Here is a 13,791-nt window from a genome sequence, read left to right on the forward strand (position 1 = left end):
TGTGTCTGATTCCGTGAACACCCCCGAAGTCTCCCGGCCCGCCCCCGGCGGCGAGCACCACCCGGGCGAGCCCGTCCGGCATACCCGGTCCAAGGGCGAGCCCCGCTTCCCCGACGGGCCCAGGGCGGATCCGGCCGGGTCGCACTTCGAGCGGCGGATCAGAAGCTTCCAGCCCCGGCGCAGCCGGGTGACGGCCGGACAGGCGGACGCCCTGCAGCGGCTGTGGTCGCGGTGGGGACTCGACATCGACGGGAAGGACGTCGACCTCGCCGAGCTCTTCGGGAACGACAGACCCGTGGTGCTGGAGATCGGTTTCGGCATGGGCGAGGCCACCGCGCAGATGGCGGCGGCCGACCCGGACACCAACCTCCTCGCCGTCGACGTGCACACCCCCGGCCAGGGAAATCTGCTCAACCTGGCCGATCAGCAAGGGCTGACCAACATCCGGGTGGCCAACGGCGACGCGATCATCCTGCTGCGGGAGATGCTGACGCCGGACTCGCTGGACGGACTGCGCGTCTATTTCCCCGACCCCTGGCCCAAGAAGCGCCACCACAAGCGGCGCCTCATCCAGCCGGAGTTCCTGAGCCTGGCCGCGACGCGGCTGAGGCCGGGGGCGACCGTGCACTGCGCGACCGACTGGGAGCCGTACGCCGAACAGATGCTGGACGTGCTCACCGCGCACCCCGACTTCGAGAACACGCAGGCCGACGGCGGGTTCGCGCCCCGGCCCGCGTTCCGGCCGCTGACCCGTTTCGAGGGACAGGGGCTGGACAAGGGTCATGTGGTGAACGACCTGCTCTTCCGTCGCGTACAGCACGGCGATCGCTGACCGAGACCGTTCCCGCACCACCGCTCCCCCCACCACAGTCCTCTCCCTCGTTAGGGTCGATGCCGTGGCCATCAGTCCCCCGTATCCGCCGTACCCACCGCACCCGGGCGGCCCAGCCGAGGGCGCCCCGCTCCGGCACGCGCACTGGTGGCAGAGGAAAGGGGTCCGGTACGGGGCGCTGATCACGCTGCTCACGCTGTCCGGGCTGGTCATCCTGGCGCTGGTGCGGGAGCAGACCGGCAACGAGGGGTTCTTCGTCGGGCTCGGGCTCGCCGTACTGCCGGTGCCGCTGCTCATAGCCGCCTTCCGGTGGCTCGACCGGGTCGAGCCGGGGCCCTGGCGCAACCTCGTCTTCGCCTTCGCCTGGGGCGCGTGCGCGGCGGCACTGATCGCCATCGTCGCCAACAGCTTCGCCACCAGATGGATCGCCACGGCGACCGCCGACCCGACCAGCGCGGACACCCTGGGGGCGACCGTCATAGCGCCGATCGTCGAGGAGTCCGCCAAGGCCGCCGCGATCCTCCTCGTCTTCCTGTTCCGCAGGCGGGACTTCACCGGACTGGTCGACGGGGTGGTCATAGCCGGGGTCACCGCCACCGGCTTCGCCTTCACCGAGAACATCCTCTACCTCGGCACGGCCTTCGGCACCGACCAGCTCAGCGGCGACAGCGGCATCGCCTCGGTGACCGCCGCGACCTTCTTCGTCCGCATCATCATGTCGCCGTTCGCGCACCCCCTCTTCACGGTCCTGACCGGCATCGGCTTCGGCCTCGCCGCGCTCTCCGGGGACCGCCAGCGTCTGCGGCGCGCCCTGGTCCCGCCGGCGGGGCTGCTCCTCGCGATGGGCATGCACGCGCTGTGGAACGGCTCGTCGACGTTCGGCGAGTTCGGGTTCTTCGCGGTGTACGCGGCGTTCATGGTGCCCGCGTTCGGGCTGCTGACCTGGCTCGTGGTGTGGACCCGCCAGCGTGAGCTGCGGACCGTGCGCGAGGAACTGCCCGTGTACGCGGCGGCCGGCTGGCTCGCCCCGGCCGAGCCGTACGCGCTCGGCTCGATGCGGGCGCGGCGGCTGGCCCGCGAGTACGCGGGGCGGCATCTGGGCCGCCCGGCGGCGCGGGCGGTGGCCCAGTACGAGGCCTACGCGACCTCCCTGGCGTTCCTGCGGCACCGGGGGCGCCGCGGGCGGGCGGGCGCCGACTTCGTGGTACGGGAGCGGGAGTTGCTGAACGAGCTGTGGCGACGCAAGGACGTCGCCCGGCCCGCGCTGGACCACGCGGCCCGGATGACGGCCCCGCCGGTCAGGGTGACCGCGGCGCCCTGGCCGTTGTACGGGGTCTACGGGCACGGGCAGGGGACCGGGCAGCCCCACGGCCTCCCCACCGCGTTCGGCCTGCCCCAAGGACCCGCTCCCGGGTACTACGGGTATCCGGCGGCCGGGCAGACGGGGCCGGCGTACGGCTACGGGTATCCCACGGGGCCGTACCCCGCCGCCGACCCCTACCAGTCGTAACCGCCCCCTGCCGGCCGTAGCTGCCCTGCCACCCCGTGGCGGCCCTGCCGGCCGTAGCTGCCCTGCCACCCCGTGGCGGCCCTGCCGGCCGTGGCGGCCCTGCCGGCCGTGGCGGCCCTGCCGGCCGTGGCGGCCCTGCCGGCCGTGGCGGCGGGGTGATCAGGCCGAGGCCCGGGTCAGCCTCGTCAGCTCCTCCTCCGTCAGCTCCAGCTGCGCCACCCCCAGCAGCGCCGGCAGCTGCTCGGCCGTCCGGGCGGACGCGATCGGCGCGACCACCGTCGGCTGGGCGGCGAGCCAGGCGAGGGCGACCGTGGGGACCTCGGCGCCGTGGGCCCCGGCGATCTCGTCCAGGGCGGTGAGGACCCGCCGGCCCCGCTCCGACTCGAGGTGCTTGGCGGCACCCGGGGCCCGCGGGCTCCGCACCGTCGTACCGGGCCGGTACTTGCCGGTGAGGAACCCGGACGCGAGGGCGTAGTAGGGGACGGCGGCGAGGCCGGCGCGGGCGGCGAGCTCCTGGAGGCCGCCCTCGTAGGTGTCGCGGGAGACCAGGTTGTAGTGGGGCTGGACGGCGACGTACCGGGCGAGGCCCTCGCGGTCGGAGAACTCCAGGGACTCCCGCAGGCGTTCGGCGGTGATGTTGGAGGCGGCGATGTGCCGCACCTTGCCCGCCCTCACCAGTTCGTCGAGCGCGCCGATGATCTCCTCGACCGGCACCTCGGGCTTGTCGAAGTGGGTGTAGTAGAGGTCTATGCGGTCGGTGCCGAGGCGGCGGAGGGAGGCGTCGGCGGCGGCCTTGATGTTGGCGGCGGTCAGGCCCGGGAAGTCGGGGTGCTGGCTGACCTTGGTGGCGATGACGACGTCGTCGCGGTTGCCGCGGGCCTTGACCCAGTTGCCGATGACGGTCTCGGACTCACCACCGCTGTTGCCCTCGGCCCAGGCCGAGTAGGAGTCGGCGGTGTCGACGAAGTTGCCGCCGGCGGCCGCGTAGGCATCGAGAACGGCGAAGGAGTCCGCCTCGTCGGCGGTCCAGCCGAAGACGTTGCCGCCGAGGGAGAGGGGGTAGACCTCGAGACCGGAGGAGCCGAGCTTGCGCAGAGAAGTCATGCTCGGCTTCAACAACGGCCTCGGACGGGCTCATTCCGGCCGCGGGACAAAGAACATGTGAACGACTGCGGCCGGAGAACGGGGTGTCAGGGGTTGAGGCCCTTGCTCCGCAGCCAGGCCATCGGGTCGATGCCGGTGGCGCTGCCGCCGGGGTGGACCTCGAGGTGGAGGTGGGCGCCGGTCACGTTTCCGGTGGCGCCCACGCGGCCGATCACGTCACCGGTGGCGACCTTCTGGCCGACACTGACGCTGATGGACGACTGGTGGCAGAACCAGAGTTCGGTGCCGTCGTCCAGAGTGAGGATGGTGCGGTAGCCGTAGGAGCCGGCCCAGCCCGCTTCGGTGACGGTGCCGCTGTGGACGGCCTTGATGAGCGTGCCGGTGGGGGCCGCGAAGTCCAGGCCGGTGTGGTAGCCGGAGGACCACAGGGCGCCGGCCTGACCGAAGGTCGAGGTGATGGTGTAGGAGGAGGTCGGCAGCGTGTACTGCTTGGCCAGTTCGGCCAGCCTCGCGGCCTCGGCCTTCTCCTTGGCGGCCTGTTCGGCCTTCTCCTTGGCTTCGGCGGCCTCGGCCTTGGCCTCCTTGGCGGCCTTGGCGACGGCCGCGGCCTGAGCCTTGGCCGCGGCGGCCTCGGCCTTGGAGGCGACCTGGGTCTGCTGCGACGCGGCCTGCGCCATGATCCGGCTGCGCAGTGCCTCACCGGCGTCGGCGGTGGCGCCCTGGGCGGTGTCGTCGGCCTCGGAGCCGAAGTTGACGAGGGCCGGCGCCGCGTCCTCGGCGGTGTCCTCGTCGGTGATGAGGGAGCCCACGCCCGGCAGGTCGGGCATGGAGATGGAGACGGGGGCCTTGCCGGTGTTGGCGCTGGCCATCCCGCCCGCGCTGACGGCGGCTATGACGCCGACGCCGAGGACGGTGGAGCTGCGGGCGAACCCGCCGCCGCGCTGCTTGGCGACCCGGTGCTTGCCCCGTACCGGACCGACGGACTCCGCGGTGGGGTTCCACTCCTCCCACGGGCCCTCGTCGGTGCGGTAGCTGCCGAAACCGAAGGTCTCGGTCTCCGGAGAGCGCTGGCTCGGCACGAACGGGGCTTCTGGGGCAGGCCGGTTGGACGCCACGCGGGCGCACTCCTTTCCTTCCGTCGCCTACCGGGTTAGCTGACGGGTTCGGAGCAGGAAGGTCTCCTACGCGCGTAAACCGTTCGTGACTCTGCGAGTTCACTGCGGCTTTTGTGCGATTCACCCCAAGGTGGTGGTTCCCCGGTTCCCTTGCGGGATTCGACGCGTGCGCACGGAGCCGACTCTTGTGACGGCTGGGACGACCGCGCTGCGTTATCGAACGTTAATAGACCTGGGGGCGGGTTTCCAAGCTCTTCGGCTTGATCAACAACATTTTTGGCCTGGACTTTCAGGCCATCACCGGTGGAAAACGGGCGAGTTGGCACCAAGTCACAGTCGACGCACAGTCACCGAAGCCGAAAACACCGAGGGTCGGAACCCTTTCGGATTCCGACCCTCGGTCTTCAGTAGCGGGGACAGGATTTGAACCTGCGACCTCTGGGTTATGAGCCCAGCGAGCTACCGAGCTGCTCCACCCCGCGGCGATGACTCCACTGTACGCCATCGGCGGCACCGAAAGCACATCGGTTATCCGAGCAGGCCGAGCAGGTGCGCGTTCGGCGCCTTCGCCCGCTCCGCGCACTCCGGGAGTACGACGACGTCGACACCCTCGGCCGTGAGGAGGCCGTTGCCGTCGGCGGCCGTCACGAAGGTGTCCGGCTCCTGCCAGGCGGTGACCACCCGGCGCACTCCCGCGTCGAGGATGAGGCGGGCGCAGGGGGCCGGGCGGGAGGAACGGCGGGCGCAGGGCTCCAGACTGCTGTAGACGGTGGCGCCGGGCAGACGGGGGTCGGCGGGGTCGAGTTTCGCGAGGGCCGCCTCCTCGGCGTGCACGACGGGGTCGCCGGCCTCGCGGGAGTGGCCGCGAGCCAGTTCCGTGCCGTCGGCGGCGACGATCACCGCGCCGACGCTGAAGGCGGTCTGCGCGGGCGGGCACTCGGCGGCGAGCGCGCAGGCGAGGTCCAGCCAGCGGCGGTCGGCGGCGGAGGGGAGCGGGCCGGTGCCGGGCGCGGTGGGCTCGTAGCGCATGAGGACGACGTCCTCGATCCGCCGGGTCTCGGTCAGGCGCAGCCGGCCTTCCTGGTAGGCGCCGGGTCCGAAGAGACGGGGCGCGTCCGGGTCGCCGACGAAGAGGGGGGCGAGGACGAGCTGGAGCTCGTCGGCGAGGCCCTGCTGGAGGAGCTGGGTGTGGATGGTGCCGCCGCCCTCGACCATGAGGCGGCGTACGCCGCGCTCGTCGTGGAGGTGGGTGAGGAGCCGGCGCCAGTCCAGTTCGGGGCCGAGCGGGACGACGTCGGCCGCGATACCGAGGGCGCGGGCCCGCTCGGCGCCCTTGTCCGTCGTGCAGACGAGTTTGTCGCCGCCGGTGTGCCAGAAGTTCGCCGCCGGGTCGAGGTCGCCGGAGCCGCTGACGGTGACCTTGAGGGGGTACGGCGGCTTCCCGGCCGCCACCCGGGCGGCGCGGCGGTCGGCGGAGTTGACGAGGAGGCGGGGGTTGTCGGCGCGGATGGTGCCGGCGCCGACGAGGATCGCGTCGACCGAGGCCCGCACCTCGTCGACGCGGTCGAAGTCGGCGGGGCTGGACAGGAGCAGGCGTTCGGGGGTGGTGTCGTCCAGGCAGCCGTCGAGGGAGACGGCGGCGGACAGCAGGACGTACGGGTACGGCATCGACGCGCTCCCCGGGCTCGGTTCGACGGCGGGCTTGGTTCAAGTTTGAAACAAACCTACACTGGAGGCATGACGACTCGCTGGCTCACTCCCGAGGAGCAGCGCGCCTGGCGCGCGTACGTCGCCGGGTACCTCCTCCTGGAGGACGCGATCGACCGGCAGCTCCAGCAGGAGGCCGGCATGCCCCATCTCTACTACTCCATCCTCGCCAATCTCTCCGAGGCGGCGGAACAGCGGCTGCGGATGACGGATCTCGCCGAGCAGTTGAAGATCACCCGCAGCAGGCTGACATACGCGGTGACCCGGCTCGAGAAGGACGGGCTGCTGCGGCGGGAGGAGTGCCGCTGGGACAAGCGCGGCAGCATCGCGGTCCTGACGGAGGAGGGCATGGGGGCCCTGGAGGGTCTGGCGCCCGGCCATGTCGAGACGGTGCGTGCCGCGCTCTTCGACCGGCTCACGCCCGAGCAGGTGGGACAGCTGGAGGAGATCTTCACGCAGGTCGTCCTGGGTTTCACGGGCGACGGCGAGGAGGCCTCGCCCGAGGGCCTGCCGTGGCGGCGGCGGTCGTCACCCTGCTCGGGGAGCTGATGAGCCGCACCGCAAACCAGTTGCTTCAAATTTAAAGCAAGGGTAGGGTCTCGACCCGTTGGATCTGTTTCAAATCTGAAGCAGGTCCGGCGCTCTTTCCGAAGCTTCACCGTCCACCGGACCGGGAGACCCGCATGCCCGACACCCCCGCCGCCACCCAGCGCGCCCGCGTCCGCGTACCGCTGCGCTTCCACGACGGCTACTCCGTCGACGCCGAACTGGTCACCTTCCACGGCCTCGCCGACGGACAGGAACACGTCGCCGTCGTCCTCGGCGAGTCCGCCCCCGGCACCGTCCCGCTGGTCCGGCTGCACTCCGAGTGCCTGACGGGCGACGTCTTCGGCTCGGCGCGCTGCGACTGCGGCCCCCAGCTGCGCGAGGCGGTCGAACGCATAGCCGAGCGCGGCGGCGTCCTGCTCTACCTGCGCCAGGAGGGCCGCGGCATCGGCCTCTACAACAAGCTCGACGCCTACGCCCTCCAGGACCAGGGCCTGGACACCTACGAGGCGAACGCCGCGCTCGGCCTGCCCGAGGACGGCCGCGACTACACGGCCGCCGCCCAGATGCTGCGCGCGCTCGGCGTCACCGGCCTGGACCTGCTGTCCAACAACCCCGACAAGGCGGAGCAGCTGCGGAGCCTGGGCATCGACGTCCAGGACCGGGTCCCGACGGGCGTGTTCACCACCCCGCACAACGTCCGCTACCTGCGCGCGAAGGTCCTGCAGACCCAGCACACGCTGCCGCTGGCCAGCCTGACGAATCTCAGCGTCGGCTGAACGGACCGTCCAGCGCGGCCCACTGCAGCAGCATGATGGTCTTCGCGTCGGCGATCGCACCCGTGCGGATCATGCCCAGGGCCTCCGCGAACGGCAGTTCCACGACCGTGATGTCCTCGCCCTCGGCCGCCACGCCCGCCGTGGCCGCGCCGGGGGCGGAGCCGTCGTAGGGGGCGGCGAAGAAACCGAGCCGCTCGGTGACCGAGCCGGGGCTCATGAATGCGTCGAACACATGCTCGACGGCGGACACCTCGCGCCCGGTCTCCTCGACGGCCTCGCGGCGGATCGCCTCCTGCGGGTCGTCGCCGTCCAGCAGCCCCGCGGCGGTCTCCAGCAGCATCCCGTCGGGGTGCCCGTTGACGTAGGCGGGCAGCCGGAACTGACGGGTCAGCAGGACCGTTTCCCGTACGGCGTCGTAGAGCAGGATCGTCGCGCCGTCGCCCCGGTCGTAGGTCTCGCGCCGCTCGCGGCTGACGTGGCCGTCGCTGTGCCGGTAGTCGAAGGTGGTACGGCGCAGCACGGCCCAGTCGCAGGCGAGGACCTCGACGTCGACGATGCGGACGCGTGGGTTCCCGGTGAGGTCCCGGCCGTGCAGGTGGAGGCCGGTGCGGCCGCGGGGGTCGGGCGTGTCGATGCCGGCGGTCATCCGCGTCTCCTCCAGCCGGCATCCGGCCGGTCCGTGCTCATGGGGGTGGCCCGAAACGGACGCGCCCCCAGCCCGGACCGTCTCCGAGCTGGGGGCGAATCTGTAGGCCGTGTGGGACTCGAACCCACAACCAATGGATTAAAAGTCCACTGCTCTGCCAATTGAGCTAACGGCCCAGGCGATGTTGCCTCCCCGAGCATAGCCGGACCCGGCCGTGTCTCCGATCGGGTATCGGGGACACGGCCGTGTCAGGGTCGTCGGACGGGTCGGCCCACGGAAGGCGGCCGGGTCGGCGGACGGCGTCCCGCGGGGCATGCCGGCTACAGATCGTCCACCCTTCCGTCGACCTTCAGGGTCACCCGCACCCTGGCCGCCTCCCGGGCCACCGTCCGTTCGTGGGCCGGGTTCAGGAACCACTCCCGGGCCGAGACCTGCCACCACGCTCCCGCGAAGCCGAGTACGACGAGGACGGCGACCGGGGCGTAGTTGAACGTCTCCCAGGTGACCGGGGAGAGCTGGGGCAGCATGAACAGCACCGTGATCAACGCGACCCACGCCACCGAGACCACACCGATCGGCCCCGACCAGCGGCCCAGATGCCACGGTCCGCGCTGGAAGTCCTCGCCCTTGCGGAGCCGCAGCAGCGTCGGGATGACGTAGGCGATGTAGAGACCGATCACCGCGATGGACGTCACCGCCGCGTAGGCCGTGACGTTGATCAGGTACGGCAGCCCCAGCAGGAGCGCGCCGCCGGCCGCCAGCCAGACCGCGGCGACCGGGGTGCGGGTGCGCGGGCTGACCGTGTGCCAGAGGTGCGAGTACGGCAGCGCGCCGTCCCGCGAGAAGGCGTAGATCATGCGGCTGTTGGCCGTCACCGACGCCATCCCGCAGAACAGCTGGGCGCCGATCACCACGAGGAGCAGAAGTTTGCCCGCGGTGGCGCCGAGCGCGTCCAGCAGGATCTGGGCCGGCGGGGCACCCGTCGGGGACTCCAGGGCACCGTTGTAGGACTGGATGGCGAAAGTGAAGCCGAGCAGGAGCACGAAGCCGGCGATCCAGGACGTCCAGATGGACTGCACGATGCCCCTCGGTCCCGCCGTGGCCGCGTCGTGCGTCTCCTCCGTCATATGGGCGGAGGCGTCGTAGCCCGTGAAGGTGTACTGGGCCATCAGGAGGCCGAGGAGGACGACGTAGACGCCGCTGCCCCAGCCGGTGTTGTTGACGAACTCGCCGAAGACGAAGGACGCGGACTGGTGGTGGTCGGGGACGAAGGCCAGCGCTCCGACGATGACCGCCACGCCCACCACGTGCCACCACACGCTCACGCTGTTGAGCAGCGCGACGATACGGACGCCGAAGGTGTTCAGCAGGCCGTGCAGGAGCAGGATCGCGGCGAACAGCAGGACCGTGCGGCCCGGCGTCACCTCGAAGTCGAACTGGAGGTTCAGGTAGGCGCCCAGGAAGGACGCCGCGCCGAAGTCGATGCCGGCGGTCACCGCCACCTGGCCCAGCACGTTGAACCAGCCCGTGAACCATGCCCACGCGGCCGCCGAGCGGGGCGGCGCGAGGCGGTGGGCCCAGAAGTACAGGCCCGCGGAGGTCGGGTACGCCGAGCAGATCTCGGCCATGGAGAGGCCGACGAAGAGGGTCATCAGGCCGACGGCCACCCAGCCCCAGGTGATCACCGCGGGACCGCCGGTGTTCATCCCGAACAGGTAGAGCGTCAGGCAGCCGGACAGGACCGAGATGATCGTGAAGGACACCGCGTAGTTGGAGAACGCCGACATGCGGCGAGCGAGTACCTGGGTGTAGCCGAGCTGGGCCAGCCGCTCTTCATCAGAGAGATCCGCGTGCCCGCTCCCTTTGAGGTCATCTGTCATGCCCCCAGCAATGCCCGCGCCAGGGGCGTGACACACGTCACAACTTGGCTGGAATTCGCGCTCAGAAGATCCCCTTGTAGCCCTTCCAGCCGGAGGAGATCTTCACCCGGGTGCCGAACGACCCCGTGCCGTTGCCGGGCAGGCGGTACAGGACGCCGGAGGTGTCCCGCGCGACGAGGTCGGCCTTCCCGTCACCCGTGATGTCCCCGACGCCGACCACCGCGTCGTACGACGCCCCCCAGCCGGAGAAGAGCTTCACCCGGGCCGAGAAGGTGCCGTTGCCCTTGCCGTAGTACCGGTAGAAGTTGTTCGACTTGTCCTGCGCCACCAGGTCGCCGATGCCGTCGCCGTTGAGGTCCCCGGCGCCCACGACCTTCTTGTACGTCTTCCAGTCGGCGTACAGCTTCACGCGGGCCGACAGCTTGCCGGTGCTCGTGCCCTTGTAGAGGTACACGGCGCCGGTGGAGGCGTTGCGGGCGATCAGGTCGGGGCGGCCGTCCTTGGTGACGTCGCCGGGCGCGGTCAGGACGTCGTACTGGTTCCAGCCGCTGGTGCCGAGGGAGGTGTACGACGTCGACGGCTTGAGCGTGGCGCCGCAGCCCGGCTTGTACAGGCGCAGGGCCCCGCTGCTCAGCCGCACCATGATGTCGTTGCACCGGTCGCCGCTCAGGTCGCCGACCGGAACGGCCTTGACGCCCGTCGCCCAGCCGCTGCCGCTCACCTTCCCGGAGAACGTGCCCGTGCCCGTGCCCTGCTGGAAGGTCAGCGTGCCCGAGGAGTCGAGGGTGAGAAGGTCGCCGGTGCCGTCCGGCAGGCTCAGCGCACCCACATGATCGTGGAACACCACGCCCGCGCCCGCCAGACGGACCGTGCCGTGTGACTCCAGCGGCGCCCCGCCGCCGTCCGCTGAAGCGACCGACAGGGTCCAGTCGTACGAGCCGTTCGGCAGGAACTTCCCCCCGGCGTCGGTGCCGTGCCAGCCGACGGTCAGCGAGCCGCGCGCGGCTCCGCCGTCCCGTACGTCCACGACCTTGCCCGTCGCCTTGCTGCGCACGGTCAGCCGCCGGCTCGCGGACGGCTTCGACAGCAGCAGTGTGGTCAGGGTGTCGGGCGTGGTGTCGGTCTCGTGCGCCCGGACGAGCGAGGCCTTCGTCTGCGGTGCCAGCGGGCTGAGCGGCTGCTGCGGCACACCGGACGGCACGAGGTGAACCCGCTCCTGGTCGTCGACGTAGGCGGCGTTCGCGCCGGACTCGTCCACCGTCCAGCGCACGTCCCGCTGCGAGACCCCGGTGTCGGGCAGGTCTCCGATCACCCGGCTCGCGGCCGTGCCGTCGGCGAACGTCGTCAGGGTCAGTTTCCCGGCCTGCTTGTCGTGCGTGACGACGAATCCGTCCCCGAGCTTTGCCTCGCCGACGGGGACCTCCACCGACTTCTTCGCCGTACGGTCGTAGACGCCCGCACGGCCGTCGCACGTCCAGTACAGCCAGCGGCCCAGGGCCTGCAGTTCGGTGGGGGCGCAGCCGGCGTCGGTGGTGACGGTCTCGACGGTCTTCTTCGCGGTCAGGCTGTACGCCGTGACCGTGCCGGGGGCCGTGCCGGCCGTCCACAGGACATCGCCGAAGAGGGCGGCCGGGCCTGAGGTGCGGGTGAGAGCGGGAGGTCCGTCGTCGCCGATCCGGAAGACGAACTGCTGGGCGGGCGCCGAGAAGAGCAGGTACTGGCCCGACACATCGGTGACCTGTCCGCCCTGGGGAAGCCCGGTGCGCTGCCAGACGCCTTCGTCACCGGGGCCGTGGACACTGATCCGGTCGGTGGTCTCGTCGTGCGAGAGCCAGACGATACGGCCGTCCGCCGTGCCGTGGACCTGGCCGCAGGCGACGTCCGTGGCGGCGCAGGTGGGCGTGACGACGTCGGTGGTGAACGCGCTGCGCTCGCCGAACTGGGGGGAGCCGGAGGCGGCCACGGTCCGTACCGAGTCGGTACGCAGGTAGCTCTCGGGGTAGTCCATGACGACGAGCCGCCCCTGCTCCAGGGACAGACCCTGGATCGGCAGTGCCGGCTTGGGCAGGGCCTTGAGCAGCGTGACGACGGGCGGGCCGCCGTCCGCGCCCGGCGTGATGCGCTGGATGCCACGTTCGCCGGTGCCGATGCCGACCTTCACGGCCGTGCCGCCGGGACCGACCGCGGTCCCGGTCGCCGAGGACCGCAGCAGGGTCACCGGATCACCGCCGGTGAGGGGCTGCGCGGTCGTCGAGTAGACCCCGTTGACCAGCCAGTCACCGACGACGGCCAGGTTGTAGGTGGCGTTCGGCCCGTCGCTGACGCCCTTCAGCCTGAGTTCGACGGGGGCCGCCGACAGATCCCGCGGCAGCACCAGGACCGTGGCCTTGGCGGCGGCGGAGACGACGACGTGGCCGCCGCCCAAGGTCACCCTGGAGTACGCCACGGGGAGCGGGCCGCTCCAGCCCTGTACCTCACCGGTCGCGCGGTCCACGGCCGCCAGCCCCAGCTGCCCGGCCACCGAGGCACGGAAGTACAGGATCCCGGCGTCCGCGCCGACGGCCGCGGCGAGGACGAGACCGGCCGGTCCGCCCGTGACGGTCCGGTCGCCGGTGGTGCCGTCCGGCCCCGGCGTCAGCAGGTGCATTTCCCGGGTGGCTGTGCCGTCCTCGCCTGCCACATTCCGATAGGCGATCGTCAGATCGTCGTAGGACGTGAGGTAGCCGAGGCCGTCCGGAATCCGCAGGCCGCGGGTACCGTCGGTGGCGTCCCAGAAGTCGACCCGGCCGTCGGCGTACTTGTACGCCAGCACATCGCTGCCGGTCGTCATCGCGCCCGTCCCCGTGGGCGCCGTCGGCACGCTCACCGACTCGCCGTCCGCGTAACGCGTCCACAGCAGACCGCTGCGGCCCTCCATGGTGTGGAAGACGCCTTGCGCGCCCGCGGCGTCATGGCCGTTGCCGGTCGACGAGGACCCAAACGCCGCCGTGAGTCCGTGGTCCCGCAGCGTGGCCGGCACCACCGTCTCCTGCGGTGTGTCCGCGACGGCGGACGACGACGGCAGCAGCAGCGGGCTCAGGCCGGAAGCCAGGACGGCGGAGGCGGCGACGAGGCGCAGGCGTGCGTGGGCGTGACGGGCCATGCGGGCCAAGAGGGTCCCTCCCCAGGGAACGGAGACGGGCGGGACGCCGATCCGGCGTCCGCGGCCCCCCGGCCTTTCACACCCGTCTCACAAGTCGGCTGATCCTACAGTCACTTCACAGTTTTCCCGAGGGTGCTTTCGGGCCGGCAACGACTGAGCGCCGTGACCCACGCATGGGGTCACGGCGCTCAGTCGTTCAGTTGTTCAGTCGTCGGTTGACGGTCAGGTCAGCCGTTGCGCTTCCAGCGCGGCTTGTCGTCACGACGGCCGAAGGAGCCGGTGCCGGTGCCGGTGCCGCGGTGGTCGTCACGACGGCCGTAGGGGCGGTCGTGGCCACCGGAGCGGAAGCCCGGGCGGTCGTCGCGGCGGTCACGGTTGAAGGGACGGTCGCTGCCGCGGTGACCGGTGCGGTCGTCGCGACGCTCGAAGGGACGGCCACCACGGTCGTCACGACGCTCGAAGGAACGGCCGCCGTCACGGCTGTCACGGTTCTCACGGTTGTCGCGGTTGAACCCACCACGGTTGTCACG

The 13,791-nt window shown here is 71.4% G+C and carries 10 protein-coding genes, 2 tRNA genes, 1 pseudogene and 1 riboswitch; of the genes and pseudogenes, 4 read left to right on the plus strand and 9 right to left on the minus strand.

The features are described 5' to 3' along the window. Position 1: 1 nt before the first annotated feature. Both trmB and ABT057_RS33675 read left to right on the plus strand, forming a co-directional pair. Positions 2-832, plus strand: coding sequence for a tRNA (guanosine(46)-N7)-methyltransferase TrmB (trmB, locus tag ABT057_RS33670; protein ID WP_352347435.1), 831 nt, complete (start codon positions 2-4; stop codon positions 830-832). Between the two features lie 64 nt (positions 833-896). Beyond that, positions 897-2,342, plus strand: a complete 1,446-nt coding sequence (locus tag ABT057_RS33675) for a PrsW family intramembrane metalloprotease (protein ID WP_502974008.1) — start codon at positions 897-899, stop codon at positions 2,340-2,342. 159 nt (positions 2,343-2,501) lie between these two features. Here the strand turns inward: ABT057_RS33675 and ABT057_RS33680 are convergent, their stop codons facing one another. From ABT057_RS33680 to ABT057_RS33695, 4 genes are all read right to left on the minus strand, one after another. Next, on the minus strand, positions 2,502-3,446 hold the full coding sequence (locus tag ABT057_RS33680; protein WP_352347437.1) for an aldo/keto reductase: 945 nt from the start codon (positions 3,444-3,446) through the stop codon (positions 2,502-2,504). A gap of 86 nt (positions 3,447-3,532) precedes the next feature. Next, a complete protein-coding gene (locus tag ABT057_RS33685; protein ID WP_352347439.1) occupies positions 3,533-4,561 on the minus strand; it encodes a M23 family metallopeptidase in 1,029 nt (342 codons plus the stop codon). Between the two features lie 9 nt (positions 4,562-4,570). Then, positions 4,571-4,736: riboswitch (cyclic di-AMP (ydaO/yuaA leader) on the minus strand. A 233-nt stretch (positions 4,737-4,969) separates the two neighbouring features. Then, positions 4,970-5,043: transfer RNA gene (locus tag ABT057_RS33690), tRNA-Met, on the minus strand. Between the two features lie 46 nt (positions 5,044-5,089). Continuing rightward, a complete protein-coding gene (locus tag ABT057_RS33695; RefSeq protein ID WP_352347441.1) occupies positions 5,090-6,229 on the minus strand; it encodes a dihydrofolate reductase family protein in 1,140 nt (379 codons plus the stop codon). Positions 6,230-6,298: 69 nt separating this feature from the next. Here ABT057_RS33695 and ABT057_RS33700 point away from each other — a divergent pair, with 69 nt between their 5' ends. Beyond that, positions 6,299-6,817, plus strand: a complete 519-nt coding sequence (locus tag ABT057_RS33700; RefSeq protein WP_352347443.1) for a MarR family winged helix-turn-helix transcriptional regulator — start codon at positions 6,299-6,301, stop codon at positions 6,815-6,817. Positions 6,818-6,951: 134 nt separating this feature from the next. Then, positions 6,952-7,593: a GTP cyclohydrolase II gene (locus ABT057_RS33705; protein WP_352347445.1), complete on the plus strand. Its 642-nt coding sequence runs from the start codon at positions 6,952-6,954 to the stop codon at positions 7,591-7,593. On the opposite strand, the gene ABT057_RS33710 is transcribed toward ABT057_RS33705, so the two are convergent. The 5 genes and pseudogenes from ABT057_RS33710 to ABT057_RS33730 all read right to left on the minus strand — a co-directional run. Beyond that, positions 7,580-8,239, minus strand: a complete 660-nt coding sequence (locus ABT057_RS33710; protein ID WP_352347447.1) for an NUDIX domain-containing protein — start codon at positions 8,237-8,239, stop codon at positions 7,580-7,582. The two genes, ABT057_RS33705 and ABT057_RS33710, sit on opposite strands and share 14 nt — an antisense overlap. 103 nt (positions 8,240-8,342) lie before the next feature. Continuing rightward, positions 8,343-8,415: transfer RNA gene (locus ABT057_RS33715), tRNA-Lys, on the minus strand. A 144-nt stretch (positions 8,416-8,559) separates the two neighbouring features. After that, positions 8,560-10,119 (minus strand): amino acid permease, encoded by a 1,560-nt coding sequence (locus ABT057_RS33720; protein ID WP_352347449.1) that lies wholly within the window; start codon positions 10,117-10,119, stop codon positions 8,560-8,562. A 61-nt stretch (positions 10,120-10,180) separates the two neighbouring features. Further along, entirely contained in the window at positions 10,181-13,261 is a 3,081-nt protein-coding gene (locus tag ABT057_RS33725) for an FG-GAP-like repeat-containing protein (RefSeq protein ID WP_352347451.1), read from the minus strand. 227 nt (positions 13,262-13,488) lie between these two features. Beyond that, a pseudogene (locus tag ABT057_RS33730) lies at positions 13,489-13,791 on the minus strand (DEAD/DEAH box helicase); the annotation flags it as partial.

The organism is Streptomyces sp. NPDC002588 (genome assembly GCF_040295925.1).
Classification (GTDB): Bacteria; Actinomycetota; Actinomycetes; order Streptomycetales; family Streptomycetaceae; genus Streptomyces.

Excerpts from the sequence above, each read along its gene's own strand:
- ABT057_RS33680 (WP_352347437.1), bottom strand. The coding sequence starts at position 3,446 with ATGACTTCTCTGCGCAAGCTCGGCTCCTCCGGTCTCGAGGTCTACCCC.
- ABT057_RS33710 (WP_352347447.1), bottom strand. The coding sequence starts at position 8,239 with ATGACCGCCGGCATCGACACGCCCGACCCCCGCGGCCGCACCGGCCTC.
- ABT057_RS33705 (WP_352347445.1), top strand. The coding sequence starts at position 6,952 with ATGCCCGACACCCCCGCCGCCACCCAGCGCGCCCGCGTCCGCGTACCG.
- ABT057_RS33725 (WP_352347451.1), bottom strand. The coding sequence starts at position 13,261 with ATGGCCCGTCACGCCCACGCACGCCTGCGCCTCGTCGCCGCCTCCGCC.
- ABT057_RS33720 (WP_352347449.1), bottom strand. The coding sequence starts at position 10,119 with ATGACAGATGACCTCAAAGGGAGCGGGCACGCGGATCTCTCTGATGAA.
- ABT057_RS33695 (WP_352347441.1), bottom strand. The coding sequence starts at position 6,229 with ATGCCGTACCCGTACGTCCTGCTGTCCGCCGCCGTCTCCCTCGACGGC.
- ABT057_RS33700 (WP_352347443.1), top strand. The coding sequence starts at position 6,299 with ATGACGACTCGCTGGCTCACTCCCGAGGAGCAGCGCGCCTGGCGCGCG.